General features: G+C 57.3%; 18 protein-coding genes and 1 riboswitch. Of the genes, 8 read left to right on the forward strand and 10 right to left on the reverse strand.

The window, feature by feature from the left end:
• The first annotated feature begins 95 nt into the window (after positions 1 to 95).
• Positions 96 to 1,571 (forward strand): Sapep family Mn(2+)-dependent dipeptidase, encoded by a 1,476-nt coding sequence (locus ACYAC5_RS23045; RefSeq protein ID WP_462063163.1) that lies wholly within the window; start codon positions 96 to 98, stop codon positions 1,569 to 1,571.
• 30 nt (positions 1,572 to 1,601) lie between these two features.
• Here ACYAC5_RS23045 and ACYAC5_RS23050 read toward each other — a convergent pair whose 3' ends face one another.
• The 3 genes from ACYAC5_RS23050 to ACYAC5_RS23060 all read right to left on the reverse strand — a co-directional run bounded on the left by ACYAC5_RS23050 (position 1,602) and on the right by ACYAC5_RS23060 (position 5,011).
• Positions 1,602 to 2,369 carry a 3-oxoacyl-ACP reductase gene (locus ACYAC5_RS23050; RefSeq protein ID WP_462063164.1) on the reverse strand — a complete coding sequence of 256 codons (768 nt, stop codon included), beginning with the start codon at positions 2,367 to 2,369 and terminating at the stop codon, positions 1,602 to 1,604.
• Between the two features lie 114 nt (positions 2,370 to 2,483).
• The gene (locus tag ACYAC5_RS23055) at positions 2,484 to 3,932 is read right to left on the reverse strand and encodes an acyl-CoA reductase (protein WP_309837844.1); all 1,449 of its coding nucleotides are present in this window, start codon (positions 3,930 to 3,932) and stop codon (positions 2,484 to 2,486) included.
• Complete coding sequence (locus tag ACYAC5_RS23060) at positions 3,929 to 5,011, reverse strand: LuxE/PaaK family acyltransferase (RefSeq protein ID WP_462063166.1); 1,083 nt, start codon at positions 5,009 to 5,011, stop codon at positions 3,929 to 3,931. Before ACYAC5_RS23060 ends, ACYAC5_RS23055 begins: the two co-directional genes overlap by 4 nt.
• Before the next feature lie 101 nt (positions 5,012 to 5,112).
• Positions 5,113 to 5,240: riboswitch (TPP riboswitch) on the reverse strand.
• Positions 5,241 to 5,363: 123 nt separating this feature from the next.
• Here ACYAC5_RS23060 and ACYAC5_RS23065 point away from each other — a divergent pair.
• Both ACYAC5_RS23065 and ACYAC5_RS23070 read left to right on the forward strand, forming a co-directional pair.
• Positions 5,364 to 5,630 carry a DksA/TraR family C4-type zinc finger protein gene (locus ACYAC5_RS23065; RefSeq protein ID WP_008110643.1) on the forward strand — a complete coding sequence of 89 codons (267 nt, stop codon included), beginning with the start codon at positions 5,364 to 5,366 and terminating at the stop codon, positions 5,628 to 5,630.
• Positions 5,631 to 5,966: 336 nt separating this feature from the next.
• A complete protein-coding gene (locus ACYAC5_RS23070; protein ID WP_137387070.1) occupies positions 5,967 to 6,656 on the forward strand; it encodes an NYN domain-containing protein in 690 nt (229 codons plus the stop codon).
• Between the two features lie 177 nt (positions 6,657 to 6,833).
• Here ACYAC5_RS23070 and ACYAC5_RS23075 read toward each other — a convergent pair whose 3' ends face one another.
• The 6 genes from ACYAC5_RS23075 to ACYAC5_RS23100 are packed head-to-tail and all read right to left on the reverse strand — an operon-like array spanning position 6,834 to position 14,384.
• Positions 6,834 to 8,060, reverse strand: coding sequence for a M20 family metallopeptidase (locus tag ACYAC5_RS23075; RefSeq protein ID WP_110867135.1), 1,227 nt, complete (start codon positions 8,058 to 8,060; stop codon positions 6,834 to 6,836).
• Between the two features lie 10 nt (positions 8,061 to 8,070).
• Entirely contained in the window at positions 8,071 to 9,708 is a 1,638-nt protein-coding gene (locus ACYAC5_RS23080; protein ID WP_280173000.1) for an ABC transporter ATP-binding protein, read from the reverse strand.
• Positions 9,708 to 10,535, reverse strand: a complete 828-nt coding sequence (locus ACYAC5_RS23085) for an ABC transporter permease (RefSeq protein ID WP_137387073.1) — start codon at positions 10,533 to 10,535, stop codon at positions 9,708 to 9,710. Before ACYAC5_RS23085 ends, ACYAC5_RS23080 begins: the two co-directional genes overlap by 1 nt.
• Positions 10,528 to 11,475: an ABC transporter permease gene (locus ACYAC5_RS23090; protein WP_110867133.1), complete on the reverse strand. Its 948-nt coding sequence runs from the start codon at positions 11,473 to 11,475 to the stop codon at positions 10,528 to 10,530. Before ACYAC5_RS23090 ends, ACYAC5_RS23085 begins: the two co-directional genes overlap by 8 nt.
• 9 nt (positions 11,476 to 11,484) lie before the next feature.
• Positions 11,485 to 13,083: an ABC transporter substrate-binding protein gene (locus tag ACYAC5_RS23095; protein ID WP_309837854.1), complete on the reverse strand. Its 1,599-nt coding sequence runs from the start codon at positions 13,081 to 13,083 to the stop codon at positions 11,485 to 11,487.
• Positions 13,084 to 13,103: 20 nt separating this feature from the next.
• Positions 13,104 to 14,384 carry a M20 family metallopeptidase gene (locus ACYAC5_RS23100; protein ID WP_192414539.1) on the reverse strand — a complete coding sequence of 427 codons (1,281 nt, stop codon included), beginning with the start codon at positions 14,382 to 14,384 and terminating at the stop codon, positions 13,104 to 13,106.
• 79 nt (positions 14,385 to 14,463) lie between these two features.
• Between ACYAC5_RS23100 and ACYAC5_RS23105 the strand changes: the two genes are divergently transcribed.
• From ACYAC5_RS23105 to ACYAC5_RS23115, 3 genes are all read left to right on the forward strand, one after another.
• Positions 14,464 to 15,234 carry a GntR family transcriptional regulator gene (locus ACYAC5_RS23105; protein WP_462063170.1) on the forward strand — a complete coding sequence of 257 codons (771 nt, stop codon included), beginning with the start codon at positions 14,464 to 14,466 and terminating at the stop codon, positions 15,232 to 15,234.
• 130 nt (positions 15,235 to 15,364) lie between these two features.
• Positions 15,365 to 15,598, forward strand: a complete 234-nt coding sequence (locus ACYAC5_RS23110) for a YgdI/YgdR family lipoprotein (protein WP_007885913.1) — start codon at positions 15,365 to 15,367, stop codon at positions 15,596 to 15,598.
• 27 nt (positions 15,599 to 15,625) lie between these two features.
• Positions 15,626 to 15,853, forward strand: a complete 228-nt coding sequence (locus ACYAC5_RS23115; protein WP_101761264.1) for a YgdI/YgdR family lipoprotein — start codon at positions 15,626 to 15,628, stop codon at positions 15,851 to 15,853.
• Between the two features lie 74 nt (positions 15,854 to 15,927).
• Here ACYAC5_RS23115 and ACYAC5_RS23120 read toward each other — a convergent pair whose 3' ends face one another.
• On the reverse strand, positions 15,928 to 16,713 hold the full coding sequence (locus tag ACYAC5_RS23120; RefSeq protein WP_110867129.1) for a MipA/OmpV family protein: 786 nt from the start codon (positions 16,711 to 16,713) through the stop codon (positions 15,928 to 15,930).
• A 124-nt stretch (positions 16,714 to 16,837) separates the two neighbouring features.
• On the opposite strand from ACYAC5_RS23120, the gene ACYAC5_RS23125 reads away from it, so the two are divergent.
• Both ACYAC5_RS23125 and ACYAC5_RS23130 read left to right on the forward strand, forming a co-directional pair.
• Positions 16,838 to 17,533 (forward strand): response regulator transcription factor, encoded by a 696-nt coding sequence (locus tag ACYAC5_RS23125; protein ID WP_101761262.1) that lies wholly within the window; start codon positions 16,838 to 16,840, stop codon positions 17,531 to 17,533.
• Positions 17,530 to 18,714, forward strand: coding sequence for a sensor histidine kinase (locus ACYAC5_RS23130; RefSeq protein WP_217547886.1), 1,185 nt, complete (start codon positions 17,530 to 17,532; stop codon positions 18,712 to 18,714). Before ACYAC5_RS23125 ends, ACYAC5_RS23130 begins: the two co-directional genes overlap by 4 nt.
• Positions 18,715 to 18,785 lie beyond the last annotated feature (71 nt).

Consider the following 18,785-nt stretch of genomic DNA (forward strand, 5'->3'; position numbering starts at 1 on the left):
GCGCTTAGCTGCGTGGTAGCAATGGTTCGCGCAAATGCGTCTAAGCCGACGCGGTGGAATGTTTTATGTTGTGCATAAATTGAAGGAGAAGCCTTATGTCCGCGTCGTTATCACCTCAGGAAAGCGCGCTGTTGCCACAGATCCAGCAATGGATCGCGGAACATCGCGCCGCATTAACCAATGATTTGGCCGAATGGATTGCTATTCCCAGCATCAGCCGCGCCGACCGCGCAGCGCCCGGCGCGCCTTTTGGCCCCGAGTGCGCGCAAATCTTGCAGCAGGTGTTAGATCAGGCCGAGCAGGCCGGTTTCAAAACCGAACAGCATCAGGGCTACGCCGGTTCGGTGATTTATGGCGAGCACGCGCGCGACATCGGGCTGATTAACCACCTGGATGTGGTGCCAGCGGGTGACAACTGGACCTTTCCGCCCTTTGCGCTGACGCAGCACGGTGATTTTGTGATTGGTCGCGGCGTGGCGGATAACAAAGGGCCCGGCGTGCTCAATTTCTATCTGTTAAAGCTGATGCGCGATCTGAAAATTCCGCTGCATCACAATCTGCGCATCGTTTATGGCCTGGCGGAAGAGACCAACATGGCCGATATGGCGTGGTTCGCGGAGAACGGTCCGGTGCCTGATTATTCGATTGTCACCGATGGCATGTTCCCGGTGAACAATGCGCAGAAAGGGCAACTCAGTTTTACCCTGAATGTCGCCGAGTCGGGCGTGCTGGCGGATATTGTTGCCGGATCGGCCAGCAATAGCGTGCCGGATTTTGCCAGCGTGCGGATTGCGCAGGCCGATCAGCATGCGGTTAGTGAAAAGCTGGCGCTGCTGCAGGGCATTGCCGCGACCTATGTGTCGATCAAGCCGGAAAACGATGGCGCTTTCACCCTGAAAGCGCGCGGCAACGGCGGGCATGCCGCCTTCCCCGACGGCACGCTGAATGCCACGCAGGTGCTGCTCACCGCACTGATTGAGCTGGAGCTATTGGGCGATCACGAACGTCAGCTGGCGGAAACGCTGGTACAGCTGTTTGCGTCGCCGTATGGCGAGAGCGCCGGATTGGGGCTGGAAGATGCGGAGTCCGGCAAACTGACGCTGAACGCGGGCGTGTGGTACAGCCATTACGCCGACACGCTGAGCATTGACTGCGATATCCGTTATCCGGTTTCGTGGCGCGGCGAGCAGATCGTCGAGATGCTGCAACAGCAGTTAGCCGCTACTACCATTACGCTCGATCCCGGCTGGCGCGACGTGGCGCCGTTTTTCCTGCCGACCTCACATCCGGTGATTTCGCTGCTGCAGCAAGTGTGGAATGACACCACCGGCAATGACGATCGCCCTTACGCGATGGGCGGCGTGACCCATTCGAAGAAGCTGCCAAACGCCATCACCTTTGGGCCCGGTTACCGGAAAACCGCAGCAAACACGCCCGATTTTTTACCCGAAGGCCATGGATTGCCGCACGGTGCCGACGAGACAATCCATCTGCCATCGCTACTGGAGGCGTTACCGAAATATGTGATCGCGTTGATCAGGTTGGATAGTTATTTGCTTGCGCAGGGCTAAACCGATCGCCAGAAATGGCGACCGTAGGGATCAATTCATCACTAATCCGCCATCGACGTACAACGTTTGTCCGGTGACAAATTCACTCCAGTCGGAGGCGAGAAACAGCACCGGGCCGGTAACATCTTCCGGTCGCGCGATGCGCCGCAGCGGGGTTTGTGCGGTGAGGAGATCACGCACCGCTTCGCGCGTTGCCTGGCTGGCATCGGTGGGATACACCAGGCCGGGCGCCACGCAGTTTACGCGGATCCCTAGCGGGCCCAGCTCCGTCGCCAGCGTGCGGCTAAAGCCGGTCAATGCCGCTTTCGCGGTGATGTAATCGTGGTAAGGCACGGAAGGACGCGCCACCAGATCGCTGGTGAGATTAACGATACTGCCGCGCACGCGCGCGCGCATTAAAGGCAGCGCACCCTGGCAGACGTTATAGGCGGCTTTTACCGCGCCATCGAACTGCGACTGATAGCCTGACCACGACGCTTCCCAGAAACGTGAACGATTTTCAGTGTCGAAAACGTAGGGTGCGAAAGCGTTGTTGATTACCGCATCGAGGCGGCCGGTGGCGTTGACGATCTGCTCCATCATGGCGTTGACCTGCTGCTCAAAGGTGACATCGGCGGCAATCGCCAGCGCGTCGCCGCCCAATGCGCGGCACTCCTCAACCACGCCCGCAGCGGCAGCTTCATTGCGCAGATAGTTCACCACCACAAACGCGCCTTCTGCGGCGAAGGCTTTAGCGATCGCTGCACCAATGCCGCGGCTTGCGCCGGTTACCAGAACTGTTTGGTTGGAGAATTTCATTTTGGCTCCAGGTTGATATGGTCACGTAATATCTGTAGCGGCGCGATTTATCGCGCGCAGCTGATTGATGCGCAATAAATTGCACCGCTACGGTATGTGCGATCTGTTACCGCGTCACTCCGCATACGGTGCGTAACGCTCGGCGGTCGCTTCTGCGCCCTGCTCGATCTCCGTGATGGTCACCAGATCGAGCAAACTAAAACGTCCATCGTGATGCCAGCCCGCTTCCGGCGAGGTCATATTGCCGAACGCCGCGATGCGCGTAACGCCCACTTGCCCGAGCAGAGCCGAAATGCCGAACAACGCCTGCGGCGCGGCCGCCACGCCTGCGGTTTGCAGAAAATGCCGCTGCGGCGCCACCAAATCGACCACTTCCTCCAGCGCATCCACGCACACCACTTTCAACGTACGGCCCAATGCCGCCGGCGATAAAGGCTCCGCATGATCAACGCTCACCACTGCCCAATCGTCTGCCGCCTCGCCGTAAAGCGTACGATCGCCGCCCAGCGCGCGAATCTCCTCGCCATTACGCCACGCGGCAATGCTGTTGATCTCTTCGCTCGCCAGCGGACGGCGCGGATGTTTGTGCGCCAGCGCGGCGAGTTCATGGGCGATGTAGCTGGCGAACTCATCCGGCGACACCTTGCCGCCGCGCTCGACAAACAGCATTTGCGGCGAGTAACAACCGGCTTGGTCGTAACGCATCACGTCGTAAGCCACGCGACGCGCCAGCTCCGCGCCTTGCCGTACATTCAGCGCCGAACGCGCCACCATTCCGAAGCTGATTTTATGGCCGTGCGGCAGAAAGCGCGTGGTAACCGGCAAACGCTGTTGGATCGCCGCCAGCGTTGAATTTCCACCATAAGCCACCAGCGCATCGGGCTGACGCAGCCACGTTAGTTCGGTTTGCGCATCGCCGCCTTTCCACCACACCACCGCGATACATTCGCCCAGGTTAGGATCGATCTCCGCCAGCAACTGCGCGAACCAGCTTGCCATCAGCGGCTCATTGCCTGGCAGTTTACCGATGGTGCCCGCCTTAACCAGCAGACCGCAAATCAAACTCCACAGCGGCAAGCCCGGCACGTTGCCCGCCCAGATATGCATTAACAATTGCGGGCCAAATGCGCGCGCAAAGCCGCCTTTGGGGCGCGGCTGGAAATCGTCGAGCATCTGCGCATCGGCGAAATCCTCCGCCAGAAAGCGCTTCAGCTGCGGCTGACGAAAGGTTTTCAGATAGCCGGTAAGGCCAAGCCGCACCATCTCGGCATCGTAACCGGTGACGATGGGCAGCAGCTTTTCGGCCTTGATGCGCAGTGGATGATGACGATCGAGCAGTCGCGCCACCGCTTCATCAATGATGCCCATGATCTGCGCCACGCTCAGCTGCTGGAGATAAGCGCGGGCGTTGGTGCGGATGCGCGTTGCGAGCGCCTTTATCTGCGCGTCATCAAGTTGCGGAACGCAAACCTCGAGGCTTTCGCCACGATGATTGAAACTCAGCGTGTGCCAATGCACTTCGTCAGCGGAGAGGCCCGGCAGATGTCCGGCAATTTCTTTCACGACTGTGCCTGCGCGCTGGCGAGAAACGCTTCCATGGTCAGCGAACAGCCTTTGGCATCAGCGCCGGTCGCGCGTCCCAGCAGATGGAATCCACCGGGCACCATCACGCCTGCATCTTCCGTTAACAAAGCGGACACCGAGTTGAAATGCGCCAGATCGTGATGCGCCAGCACGCCAACTTCGCCGTCCGGCACATCATCACCGGTAAGCGGATTGACCACGCGCGTGCGGATCCAGTGCGGCCCGGATTTCACCGGCGGGCAGCGCTCATTGCCCGCGTCGTAAAACTGCGTGCTGATTTCCGTCATGCCGTACATGTTGATGCAGTGGGAACGCGGAATGCCGAAGGCATGAGAGAGCGAAGCGTAGAATTCTTCCGCGCCCATCTCGCGCGACTGGCCTTTGAAACCGCCGGTATCGAGAATGCGGCTACCTGCTGGCAGCGCGAAGCGGCGTTTTTGGCGCTGCATGTTATCCAGCAGAGGCACAAAGCTGTAACTGGCGCCCAGCAACGCGTACGGTTCGCCGCCCGCTTCGGCCTGTTCCAGCGCAGTGAACAGACGATTGGTTTCGAGGCCATGTTCGCCCACCATCACTTCACTGTCCGGCGTGCCACACTCCTGCAGCGCCAATTTAAGATAGGTCGCCAGCGAGGAGTTCGGCATCGCTACAGTATCCGGGAACAAAATGCCCATGCGGATGCGATCGCGGCCCGCCATAAAGCGACGGCGGAAGTTGAGCAGCATCGATTTTTTCCACACCTCCAGCGTCGAATGGTAACTGCGCCCTTTTACCGTGCCGGTGGTGCCGCTGGTCATAAAGATCTCGGCAATTTGGTCGGTGGGACGGCAGCTGAGCGTCAGATCTTTGAAGGCATTAATCGGGATGGCGGGAATGTTGCGCCAGTTTTTCACCGTCAGCGGCGTGCGTCCGCGCTGGGTGGCGAAGCGGCGATAAGGGGAATTGTGTGCGAACTGATAAGCGAAGATTTCGAGGGCCAGCTGGTTGAAATCGTCGTCTGAGCTATCTTCGCGCTGCAGGAATGTCAGCAGAGCCTGGATGATGTGTGTTTCGTTCATGTGCGTCGCCACCTTTGCGATTGCGCAGAGACTCTCAGGCAACGCCTGAAGAGCGCGAACTGTCCGCTACAAAGCACAAAGAGGGAATCAGGGCGCGATATCGCCCTGCGGTTCCGCATCCCTACGCCGGTATTAGCCGGATCAGGTTCAGAGGGTCACTACGTTGCCCGCGCATACACGCCAGCCGGTAGAATCTCAGCCCCTTAACAGAGCACCCCTTGGAACAAGCCGCAGTCTAGGATGGCGCGCGATGATGTGTCAACCATGTTAAATACGCGTGAAAATTTGAGCTGCCCGACACAAATCACGTCATGTCTTATACTCAGAGCATGAGTATTTGCGGAGGTGATGTATGGCTGGCGGTTGGTCAGAAGATGGTGCGGTACACAAACAAATTGATGCCACGGTAGATGATGCGGTGGCACGCGCTCGTGAAAATCTTGGGCACGGTGAAAGTGCTGAATTTTGCGACGAGTGCGGCGAACCGATCCCGGAAGCGCGTCGCGCAGCATTGGCTGGCGTACGTTACTGCGTGAATTGCCAGAGCAAGATCGATAAAAAACAGGCGGCGATCAGCGGTTATAACCGCCGTGGAAGTAAGGATAGTCAGTTGAGATAGTTATTTAAATTAGCAATTCAGGTTAATGGATATTTTAAAATTTCATTTGCACTCGTTACTTTTAATTAGAATTACCATTAATCTGAAGCAAGACCATTCGCATATCTCCCGATTTTTCAAAGTTAAATACTGCAGCACTATTGCTGAAGCCGAAAGAAGAGCCTAATTTTACAAACTTTATGGCTTAGATTTCACCTTGAGCAACTTGAGTTTAGCCAGTAATGCTGATAAGTTAGCCACACAACTCAACCCTGTACGCAGCGATTCAGTTCACTGGCCGTTAGGGTGAAAAAACCGGCTCAGGCCGGTTTTTTCGTATCTTAAGGAAGGATAAGAGTGCGTACTGCAATATTCATTGATGGATACAATGTATTTTATGGACTCCTTGCAGGTACGCCTTATAAATGGCTCAACTTGTCATTGCTGCTGTCGCATATATGCCGGGTACAGGATCCGACTGCCATAATTGAAACAATAAATTATTATACCTCCTCGGTTATTCCCCACCTCGCCACACGCGGTATTGAATCCCGACACGCTCAGGATACTTATATTCGCGCGCTGAAAACGACCGGAATAAATATCTTCACCGGACGTCATCGACTTGAGCACGCTCGGGCTCCACGTTTCATTAGTAAAAAACTACCCGCATCACGTCTCGATAAGGTAGATATCTGGGAGCTGGAAGAGAAAGAAACCGACGTGAATATTGCCATCAGCATGTATCGTTTGTTTGCTAAACAGCAGACGTTGCCAATAGAAGAGAGGATCGCGCAGCTGGTGTTAGTATCGGCTGACACCGACATGACGCCAGCACTTAAGGCGATTCGCGAAGATTTTCCCGACATTCGTATCGGGATCATTTTGCCGCACCGCCAGGGCAACGTCCGTGGTGTTCCGGGTTCACTGCAGAATCATAGTCACTGGATACGCAGAACGATCACCAATGAAGAGCTTGATGCATGCCAGTTTCCTGTTCGGGTTGCGACGCATAAAAAACCTGCGGTTAAACCCGAATATTGGTAAGCATCAAAACCACGCCATTTAATGCGCCTCGCGGTAAATGGCATAGCTCGCGATGTTCTCCGTCGTGGCCTATTTCATATCGAAACGTAATGCGGGAACGGTTACTGATAAATCATTCAGTTCAACGTCCTGCGTCAGGCTAAATCCTATCAGCTCTCATCAGCGCTTAAACCTGCATTACGCGGCCTCAACCGGCTGGCAAATCTCCAGAATGGCCAGCAGATAGATGCGCACCATGTCGAGGAATTCACTGATTTCTACGCGCTCATCCGGCATGGTGTTGTATTTGCCGCCTGGCCCACAGACGATCCCTTCCATGCCCGCATGCTGATAGAGATGTGCCGCATCGGTGCCGAAGAACGCCGGAGGCGTGATCACGCCGGTGGGCTGTTCGGTGCCGCGCACGGTTTTCCAGCCGCGATTCACCGCTTTGACGATGGCGGACTCCGGGGACACTTCGAACGGTAACATGGTGGGTTTATCACGAATGCCATCATCATAAAGCTCGGCTTTCAGGCCCGGATAGCGTTGGCATAAGGTATTCAGCAGCGCCTGCAGATCGGCGAGCACACCTTCCACCGTTTGTCCTGGCGCGAAACGTGCCGAGCCTTTTAAGCGCACAAAGTCAGCCACCTGCGGCGGTCGCCACTCTTCCAGATCGCGGCCTAACGCGCCATGCACGGTACCGATATGACCACGGTTAATCTTGCGATGCTCAGCGGTTTTCGCGCCGCTAAAGGTCATGCCGTTAATCTGCGGAATCAGCTCGACGGCGGCGCTGATCGCGTCCACCGCTTCTTCCCGTTTTGACAGATGGCGCGTATCGCCGGTGAGCTCAATAGTAAACATCAGCGAACCGGCGTGCATGGTCAGCGCTTGCAGATCGGTGGGTTCGGCATTGATGAAGTAGTCGGCGCGCACACCTTGCTCAATCGCCGCCAGCGTACCAATGCCGCCCTGCAACTCGCCCACCACGTAGGTCAAAATCACATCGCCTTTCAGCTTTACACCGGCATCAATCAGCGTTTTTAACGCGCAAAAATAGGCGGCATCACCCGCTTTCATGTTCGAAACGCCAATACCGTAGATAAACTGTTCATCGATTTTTCCTTCCCAGGGATCGACGGTCCAGCCTTCGGTGACTGGATTAGTATCCAGATGTCCGTTGAACAGCAGGCTTTTGCCGCCGCCGCTGCCTGCCAATCGTCCGATGGCATTCAGCCTGTCGCCGGGCACGTTCTGCAGTTCGGTTTCCAGGCCCAGCTGCGCCATCTGCGCGGCCATGTATTTCGCCAATTCACGCTCGCCATCGGTGGCGCTGTAGCTTTTGTGCTGCACCATTTTTGCCAGGAATGAGAGGCAAAAATCGCGATCGATATGATGAATCAACTGTTCAGGCTTCATGTTTCTCTCGTCATGCAACGGACTTGGATAAGTCGGGAATATGCACCGCATCAAGCAGTGCACGGGTATAAGGATGTTGCGCCAGCGCCGTCATGTTGTCGCCGGGCAGCACTTCCACCACGTCACCGCGATACATCACGGCGACACGATGGGCGATTTGGCGAATCAGGTTGAGATCGTGGGTAATAAACAGATACGCGGTGCCGTAGCGGCGGCGCAGTTCCAGCAGCAGCTCGATAATGGTGGCCTGCACCGAGACGTCGAGCGCGGCGGTGATCTCGTCACAAATCACCAAATCCGGCGGATTGGCAAACGCACGGGCGATAGCAACGCGCTGCTTCTGCCCGCCCGACAATGCATGCGGATAACGCTGCGCAAACTCCGCCGGCAAACGCACTTCCTGCAGCAGGCGCGCGACCGCCTGCGCCTCGGTTTCACCTGCGGGTAAACCATACAACCGCAGTGGCCGTGCGATGATTTCGCCAATGGTCATGCGCGGATTCAGCGAGGCATCAGGATGCTGGAAAATCATCTGCACGCGGCGGCGATACTCTTTATCCATTTGCGCCCGGCCATGTAGCGCGTAGCCACAAAAGTCGAGCTCGCCGCTGAACGGCACCAGGCCGGTAATGGCTTTACCGAGCGAGGATTTGCCGGAACCCGATTCACCAACCACGCCGAGAATTTCTCCCTGATGCACGGTGAGCGCAACCGCATTGGCGGCGCGCGTAGTATTGGCTTCACGCTTCAGCAGACGATCAAGAAGACCGTGTTTGCCGTAATCGATGGTCAGCTGTTTCAGGCCGAGTAACGGTTGGTTGCCGGGCGCGTCCTGCACCAGCCGGTGCTGCGGATTGGGTACCGCCTTAATCAGCTTGCGCGTATAGGCGTTTTGCGGCGCGCTAAACAGGCTGCGCGTGTCGGCCTGTTCGACAATGCGTCCCTGTTCCAGCACACAGACGCGATTGGCCACTTTGGCCACCAACGCCAGATCGTGCGAGATGTAGAGCGACGCAACGCCGGTCTCTTCGCGCAAACGCTCATACAGATCGAGGATTTGCGCCGAACTGATCACATCCAGCGCGGTGGTTGGCTCATCAAAAATCATGCAGTCCGGCTGGCAGGCAAACGCGGTGGCGATCAGGATGCGCTGCTTCTCGCCACCTGACACCTGATGCGGATAGCGGCGCATCATGCGCGCCGGATTTTTAAGTTCAACGTCGTGCAGCAGCGATTCGGCCATCTCCTGCGCTTCACGCGCCGATAAACCGCGATGGCGGCGTAACACTTCGGTGACCTGCTCACCCAATGTCAGCGTGGGATTGAGCGAGGCGCTGGGATCCTGAAAAATCATGCCGAGTTTGGCACCGCGCAGCGCTGTCAGTTTGGCCGCGGGTAAAGTCAGCAGGCTCTCGCCGTTGAGACGAATATCGCCCTGCAGCTCGCGCGCATTGCCCGCCAGCCAGCGCATGATCGCCCAGCCGAGCGTGGTTTTGCCGGAACCCGATTCGCCCACCAGCCCCAACACTTCGCCAGGCATCACCTGCAGGTTGATGTCACGCAGTACCGGTAGCGCATGTCCTTTGGCTAACGCGTAATCGAGGCTGTAATTTTCCACCGACAGCACCGGTGTCAGCTTGTCACTCATCAGTGGCTCCTTGGGTTGAGCACATCACGCAGCCCGTCACCCAGTAAATTAAACCCAATGGCGACCAATGCGATGGCGAGGCCCGGAATCATCATCATCCACGGCGCATTAAAGAAGTAAGCGCGCGCTTCAGAGACCATCAATCCCCATTCTGGCTCTGGCGGCTGCGCGCCCAGCCCCAGAAAACTCAGGGTGGCAAACAGCATGATGGCGAAGGCGACGCGAATGGTGGCTTCCACGATGATCGGCGCCAGAATATTCGGCAGCATTTCTCGCAGAATGATGTAGTGCCCGGCTTCGCCGCGCGCGATGGCGGCGTTGATGTAATCCTGCTGGCGGGCGGCCAACGCCACGCTGCGCGAGATGCGCACCATGCCCGGCACAAAGGCGATAGTGATCGCCAGCACCGCGTTCATGCTGCTCTGCCCAAGCGTGCTGACAATCAGCAACGCAAACAGCAGGCTGGGAATCGCCATCACCGCATCCATGGTGCGCATCATGAACTCATCAAATTTGCCGCCCAGATAGGCGCTGGCGGTACCGAGCACCGAACCGATTACCATCGCCAGCGCGGTCGCCAGCAGCGACAGTAGAATGGTTGAGCGTGCGCCCACCATTACGCGGCTGAAGATGTCGCGGCCCATCTGATCGGTACCAAACCAGTGTTCCGCGCTGGGCGGCTTATAGCGCGTCAGGATGGAGATCGATTCGGGATCAAAAGGCGCGACGTGCGCACCGCCCACCACCATCAGCAGCGCCAGCAAGATAATCAGCACGCCAGCGGCACCCTGCGGTGAACGCAGCAAACGTTTCAACATATCAGGCATAGGAGATCCGCTTATCGAGAGTGACATAGGCCAAATCAGCCAGGAAGTTCACCACTGAATAGGTCGCGGCGAGAATCATCACGCCAGCCTGAATGGTGGGCAGATCGCGCGCCTGCACGGCGACAATCAGTTCGCGGCCAATGCCGGGAATGGCGAAGATCTCCTCCACCACCACAATGCCGCCCAGCAGGTAACCAACATCCAGCGCCACAATGGTGATGGTCGGCAACAAGCCGTTGCGCAGCGCATGTCGCCAGAGAATGCGGCGACGCGATAAGCCTTTTAGCCACGCGGCGCGGATGTAATCGGTATGCAACACATCGACCATTTCTGAGCGCACCATGCGCGAGACGTGCGCCACCAGAATCAGCGCCACGGTCACCGAAGGTAGAATCAGGTGCTGGATCCCGCTGACGACGTTCTCACTGAGCGGCACATAGCCGGTGGCGGGCAAAATCTGCCAGACATCAGCAAACAGCAGCAGCACCAGCGTGGCGGTGACGAACTCCGGGAAGGAGATGCCGATATAGGAGATGACACTCACCAGCACATCGGCGGTTTTGCCACGGCGCACCGCCGCCCAGATGCCGAGGGGAATCGCGATAATCAGCATCAGAATTAAGGCGCACACCGCCAGCAGCAGCGAGCGTGATAATGCCGTCAGCAGCGTCGGCGCCACTTCAAGGCCATTGCGCATCGATACGCCAAAGTTGCCCTGCAGCGCCTGCGTCAGCCAATGCCAATATTGCTGCCATGCTGGGGCATCCAGCCCCAGACGTTCACGCACCGCCGCTAGCGCTTCCGGCGTGGCGTTTTGTCCCAGCAAGGTGACAGCCGCATCGGCCGGTAACAGTTGCGTGATGCCAAAAACCAGCAGCGACACCACTAACAAGGTGTAAACCATCAGCAGAAGGCGTTTGAGCAGATAACTTGCTGTCACGTTCGCTCCTTATGCTGCGCGCTTCGGCGCTTTGTCGGTTAACCAGATATGGTCAAGACGGAATACCGCACCGCGCGGATGCAGATGATATCCGCCGACATAATCGCGGCTGGCGGCGAGCAGATCGAAGAAGGTCGGGATCACCGATGGCACTTCGTCATGCATCAGCTGCTGCGCTTTGCCATACAGCGTGGTGCGCTGTGCTTCATCACGGGTTTCACGCGCCGCACTTACCGCTTTATCAAACTCCGCGTTATTCCAGTGCGTTTCATTCCACGATGCGGTTGAGGTGTAGAGCAGCGAGAACACCGCGTCTGGCGTCGGCTGCATGTTGTAGAAGCCAACGTAGAAGTTGCCCTTCTTCCACACCTGATCGAGATAGGTGCTGTGCGCCATGGTCTGCACGTTGATGCGGAAACCGCCCTGTTTCGCCATCTCGCGCAGGGCAATGCCCAGCTGCGTGCGGGTGGCCGGTTTGTCGGAGGCGATAAGTGTTAAATCGATCCCGTTGGGGTAACCGGCCTCCGCCAGCAGCGCTTTGGCTTTGCTGTAATCCACCGCTTTTTTCGCCAGGTTGGCGAAGAACGGATACGCGCCGTTAATCGGCGTGTCGTTGCCCGGTGAACCCAGGCCATCCGCCACGAAATCCACCGACGCCTGACGATCAACGCACAGTGCCAGCGCCTGACGTACCCGCACATCATTAAACGGTTTTTGGTCGCAGCCCATGTTCACATTGAGGAACTGGCCGGAGGCCACGCGCAGCGGCAGCACGCCGGAAGATTTAGACAGGCGCGCGAACTCGCTCGACTGCGCGCTCAGCATCAGATCGGTGTCACCGGAGATCAGCGCGGAACTCTCCGCGATGCCATCGGGATAGACCACCACTTCCACGCCATCCAGATAGGGACGCGCCGGATCGTAGTAATGCGGATTGCGCTTCACCACAATTTTGCGTTCTGGATCGTAGGAGACCAGCTGGAAAGGGCCGGCACCGAACGAGGCTTTGCTCAGCTTGTCATACTGGCCTTGCGCGATACTGGCGGGGATGATTTTCGCATCCGGATAAGCCAGCATCACCGGCAAATCGGCGTATGGCGCATCGGTTTCAATCAAAACCGTGTTGGTATCTGGCGCGCTGACGGCGTTAATCGGCCCAATGTTATGCAGCGCTGGCGAGGCATTTTTCGGATCAAGCAGCGCCTGCAGGCTGGCGACCACATCGGCGGAAGTCAGCGCGGAACCGTCGCTGAACTTCAGGTTCGGGCGCAGGGTAAACGTCCACTGTTTAAGATCGGCGCTGGCCTGCCAGGATTGCGCCAAATCGGCTTCGGCTTTCATCTCCTGCGTCAGACGCGTTAAGCCGCTGTAAAGCAGTTCCGCTACCAGATATTCCGGGTTGACGCGCACCTGATGTGGATTTAACACGCCGACGGCTTGATCAACGCTGATGCGCAGCACACCGCCTTTACGCGCCGTGCCGCCCGGCGTGGCGCTCGCCACCTGCGCGGCATGGGCCGAGAACGACCAGGGCAGCATCGCTGCGCCCGTCAGAGCGGTAGAACTGGCGATAAACTGTCTGCGGTTTAACCCTTTCATTGCGCACATCTTCTCTTCCTCGTGATTAGTTAATTACCCTGGGTTGGCTGAAAATCATCGGCGAGATACGCCAGAATGGACTGCGAAAGTGCGATCACATCTGCCAGCGTGGTGTACTCATCGGCGGCATGAATGCGGTTGTCAGGACGGGCGAGGCCGCCGAGTAAAATCTCCTGAATCCCGGCTTGCTGGACCCAGCCCATATCGGAACTGGTGGACGATCCCCAGGGTTGGAACTCGCTGGGTTGGAAGCCAAAACCCTGACTCAGCGCCGCCTGCCAGCGCGGCCAGTGCGGACCGTCCGGATTAGCGACCGGCGCCAGATGGCCAATCATTTGCAGCGTGACGTCGAGCGCGGGGCTGTCGCGCATCGCACTTTCCACACAGTGCGTCAGCTCCTGCCACACCGTGTCAAAGCGCTCTTCCGGCGCGTAGCGGCGGTTAATCAGCAGCTCAAACCGTTCAGGAATGGTTGATCCTTTGCTGCCGCCCTGCGCAGCGGCCAGCGTTAACAGTGACGTCAACGGTTTGCCGTGATAGTGCGGCGGAGAAGGCATCGCCGAGGTGCGTTGTTCCACCTCGAGCTTCAGCTGATAAAGCGCGTTCATCATTGGCAGCGCCGCTTCAATAGCATTAACGCCGTTAACCGGATCGCCGGAGTGCGCCGAACGTCCGGTGATAATCACTTTGAGATCGATGCTGCCAAAGCAACCGGCCCAAATGCGCGGTACCGCGCCGCCGTTGAAGCTGAGCAGGTGACCGGAGAAAAGCTGTTGTTCCGCCAGATAACGAATGCCGGGATACAAGCCGCCCTCTTCATCGCTACACAGCAGAAAAACCGGATTAAAACGCAGCGGGATGGCCGCCGCCTGTGCCGCGCGCACTGCCGCCATCGCGGCAACAATGGTGCCTTTCATGTCTGCCGCGCCGCGCCCAAACAGCTTGCCTTCCGCTGCGGTCAGCGTGAGCGCTGGAAAACGCCAGCCATCGCCGGCGGGAACGGTATCGGTGTGGAAATAGAGATTGCAGTTTTCAGCGGCACCAGCATCAAGCGATGCCAGCAAATTGACACGTTCACCGTACGCGCTACCGTCCGGTGCCTGCCATAAATGTTCCGGCACGGAGACGCGCGCAAAGTGAAAATCCAGCGGTGCTAACAAGTGCGTCATCAGGTCAGCAAATGCGCCATAACCGTTGCCCGGCGGGAAGCAGGTATCGACTTCCAGCATCTGTTTTAGGTCATCCGTCATTTGCGCGCCGTCATGAGCAATCATCGCTAATGCGTTGTTAAAACGTGGATTTTGCGTCATAGGATTATCGTCTGTTGTATTTCTATATAGTTTATAGATAATGCAATTCAACGACTGAGGTCAATCGGTAATCGGAAACATGCAAAAAAACTATGACGCGAACCACGCTCAACCTTTCGCCAGACTCAGCGAAGGTGAAGGTGCGCCGCTGTACGAAGTGGTCAAGCGCCATATCAGCGAATCGATCCTGCAAGGTGAACTGCCCGCAGGCACGATTTTGCCGAGTGAAAATAGCCTGGCGGCGAAGTTTGGTGTGTCGGTGGGCACAGTGCGCAAAGCGCTGGCGGCGCTGACCACGGAAGGCATGCTGATGCGACGCCGCAAAACCGGCACCGTGGTAACCGGCTGGGCGCCGCTGCACAATCTCAGCCACTTTTTCCAGTATTTTCGCCTGCACGATAAAACCGGCGGATTGCTGCAATCCGATACCCGATTACTGGATTATCAACTGAGTCATGCCAGCGCCGAAGAAGCAGAGAAACTGCAAATTGGTCAGGGCGATGAAGTGATCCGGCTGAAGCGTTTGCGTCGCGTGAAGGGCATCGCCGCGATGCATGAAACGCTGGTGTTGCCCTCGGCGCGACTGGCCGATTTCCCACCCGCCGAGCAGTTACCGCCGCTGCTTTATCGCTATTTGTTTGAGCGCTACGACCTGCGCGTCGCCGCCGTGCGTGAACAAATTACCGCTACGCTGGCGAATGAAGAGGATGCGGCGCTGCTGGAGCTGAGTTTGCCGCACGCCGTGATGGTGATTGATGAAGTTTCATTTGATCAAAGTGCCCTGCCGGTAATTTTGGCGCACCACCGTTTCAGTACTGAACACTTTATGTATGTGAATGAGATCCGCTAAGCGCGCGGCATGAACCGCCATCTGAGTCGGGTTAAACAGCGCAGATGCGCCGGGTTTCTGGCTGTTTCGGGAAAATGTTCTAAGCTATTTAGGTAGTTAAAACTTATTCCACTGAAAGGAACTCATCACGATGAAAAAAACAGTACTGGCAACGGCATTTCTTGGCACTTTTATGGCAATGACATTAACCGCTTGTTCTTCAAATCAGGCGATTAAGACTACCGACGGACGCACGATTGTGACGTCTGGTAAGCCGCAAATCGACAGTGACACGGGCCTTGTTTCTTACAAGGATGCGCAAACCGGTAAAACTGAGCAGATCAATCGCGACAAGATTACCAACATGAGCGAACTGGATAATTAATATCCTTTTAACAGCCTGGAGAGACTAATGAAAAAATCAATTTTGCTTTCTATTACTGCGCTTATTGCCCTGTCCGCGTTAACCGGATGTACGCGTACCTCGTACGCTATCCACACCAATGATGGACGCACCATCGTCACCGATGGCAAACCACAGGATGCTGAAACCGGCCTGCTGGGTTACGTCGATGCCAATGGCGTGAAGCAGCAAATCAATAAAAGTGACGTGAAAGAGATCTCTGAAGTTCCGCATTAATAATCTTTCTCACTCAAGCCGCCCGCTGTAGTGGATTTCCTTACAGCGGTGCGGGCTTAAACACCATTCAAATCTTAAAACGTATAGGTCACCGCCGCTGTTGCGGTCAGCTGATTCTGCCTGAACACGATGGGACTGTCCGCCGCGTGATCGTCCAGCCACGTGTAGCCCGCACTTAACGCGCCGCCCCAATGCTGGGTAAACTGATGACTCCATGTCAGGTCGGTTTCCACCCCATAAAATCCCGCTGCCGGTGAGTAAGTCGCATAGCCACTTTTCACGCTTTGACGCGCACTGACGCCGTACCAGGTTTGCATGTAACGCGCATCCCCAAATAGCGCGGACGTCTGCAAGGAAAGGCTATCCTGCTGGCTTTGCAGCGGAATTAATGTTACCGAGGTGCGATAATTCACGCCCTGACTGTCTGTCAGCGGCAGCACGGCTTTCGCTTCGAGGACCAGCCACGGCGAGACCGCCCAACCGGCCGCAATAGCGGTGTTGAGTGTGGCATTGATCGTGCCCATGCCACGCAGCTTGTCAGAACCGTCGCGCCAGTCGGAATCCTTGTCTGCCCTGCCCAGACCATATCCCAGCGAATGCTCCAGATACAGGCCGCTGTCGCTTTGCAGATCGTAGCCGACCCCCTTTTGCGAATCGACGAAAAAGGCACCTTTTCTGGCCTGCAACATCGGCACCGCTTGCCAGCGTTGCTTATCTGCGCCGCTGTATGTCGGCGTGGTCTGCGCGCCCACGCCAATCATCACGCCATCCTGCGCTGCGCTGTCATCAGCGCGGCTGCTGGTACTGATACTGACCAGTAACAAACAGCCACTGTACAGCGCCTTTTTTCTCGTTATCATCGTGTCACCTCAGTTACCCATCTGTTTTTAGCCCCTTGCCCGGGCGTTGCGTCACGGATTGGAGTATCCCGAAGCATTGTCAATAACGTGCCAGGGATTTATGAAGAAACTGTCAAGGTGAGCCATGAACAACAGACGAGTATTGGTTATTGAGGATGATGCAGACGCGGCAGACGTGCTGGAAGCCTATCTGCTACGTGAAGGATACGCCGTGGAGATTGCTGGCGATGGGCATAGCGGACTTGAGCGCGTTGAGAAGTGGAAACCCGATCTCATTCTGCTCGACATCATGTTGCCCGGCATGAACGGCACCGAGGTGCTGGCTGCCGTGCGACGCCGCGCGGACACGCCGGTGATTATGATTACCGCGATGACCGACACGCCCGACAGAATCGGCGCGCTGCGCTTAGGCGCGGATGACTACGTCGTGAAACCCTATCATCCGGGCGAAGTGGTGGCGCGCGTGCAGGCGGTGCTGCGCCGCAGCCGGGCGGCCGTTGCGGAGGATGAAGTGCTGCGCTGGCAGGCGCTTGAGGTTAATACCGCCGCGATGACTGCAATGGTCGCGCAGCCAGAGCAACAGCCAACACGCGTTGAACTCACGCCAACCGAATTTTCCCTGCTGGTGACCCTGATGCGAGCGCCGGTGCGCGCACTCAGCCGTCACTATCTGATCGAAACCTGTATGCCTGAAAGCGAGGCGCTGGAAAGGGTGATCGACACCCACGTCTACAACCTGCGTAAGAAGCTCGAAAACGCCGGTTTGTCCGAGATATTACTTAACGTGCGCGGCGTGGGTTACAGGTTCAGACAGCCATGAAAAAGTCACCTCCTCAAACGCTGTGGCGCTGGATCTGCGTGCGTATTTTGACGCTGGCCATCGTCACGGTGATTGCCGTCGCCGGCATTATGTTCCTGCGCTTTGCGCTGCAAAACCTGTGGATCATCCACCATATGCCGCCGGCGATGCGCCAGGAATTTCTGACACTGCGTGCGCATCCGCAAACCAATCTGCCACGCTTCCACGAGATCGTTGATGAACGCTGGGGCGTGCGCTACTCCGATCCTTCGGTGGGTGCCGCTGACTGGCTGATGGTGATCATCCTGATTTTCATCATTACGCCGTTTGTTGCCTTCACCGTTCTGCGCAACGCCCGCCCGCTGGCGTTGCAGTTTAGCCACCTGAAAAAAACCGCTGATCGGGTATCCGAAGGGCAGTTTGGTTCCGCCGCCACCATTGTAAAAAGCGCGCCGGCGGAGCTGTTGCACTTCGCACACGACTTTAATCGCATGAGCCAGCAGCTGGCGCTCTACGATCGTGAACTGCGCGCCTCGCACGTGGCGCTGGCACACGAACTCCGTTCGCCGCTGACGGCAGCCATTGGTCGGTTACAAGGTCTGCTGGATGGCGTGTTTCAGCCCGAACCGCAGCAGCTGGAGATGATCATGAAACAGCTGCGCCACATGAGCCGACTGATTGATGAGCTCCACCTGCTGTCGCTGGCCGACGCCGGGCAACTCAAGTTGGATCTGCATGAGATCAACCCCGGAGAACTGGCGCGGGAGCGCGTGGCCTGGGTGCGACCGCAAGCCGAAGCCAGCGGCATGATCATCAGCGTGGCAGCAGACAGCACGCTCACCTGCCGCGCCGATCCCTTCCGCCTGGGTCAGGTGTTTAGCGTGTTGATTGAAAACGCCTTGCGCTATGGCAAACCTGCGGGCCAGTTGCAGATTACTGCCCGCGCGGTGCCGGGAGGCTGCAGCATCGAATTCAGAGATGATGGCCCCGGCGTGGCGCCTGAATTTCTGCCCGAGATGTTTGAACGTTTCACGCGCGGTGAATCCTCGCGCGCGCGCCACTCAGGCGGCAGCGGGCTGGGCTTGTCGATCGCCCGCGCCATCTGCGCGGCGCACGGCGGCAGGATCAGCGCCAAACTACCCAAAGAGGGCGGCCTCAGCCTGGCGATTTTCCTGCCGGACGTCAGTCCGGCACCGTTTTAAGCGCTCTTGACAGGATCTTGACTCGCCGTACAACGAATCTCGACAGTTCGCCGTTTTAATGGCGCCAAATC

The sequence above is a fragment of the Pantoea sp. y20 genome, assembly GCF_054903455.1.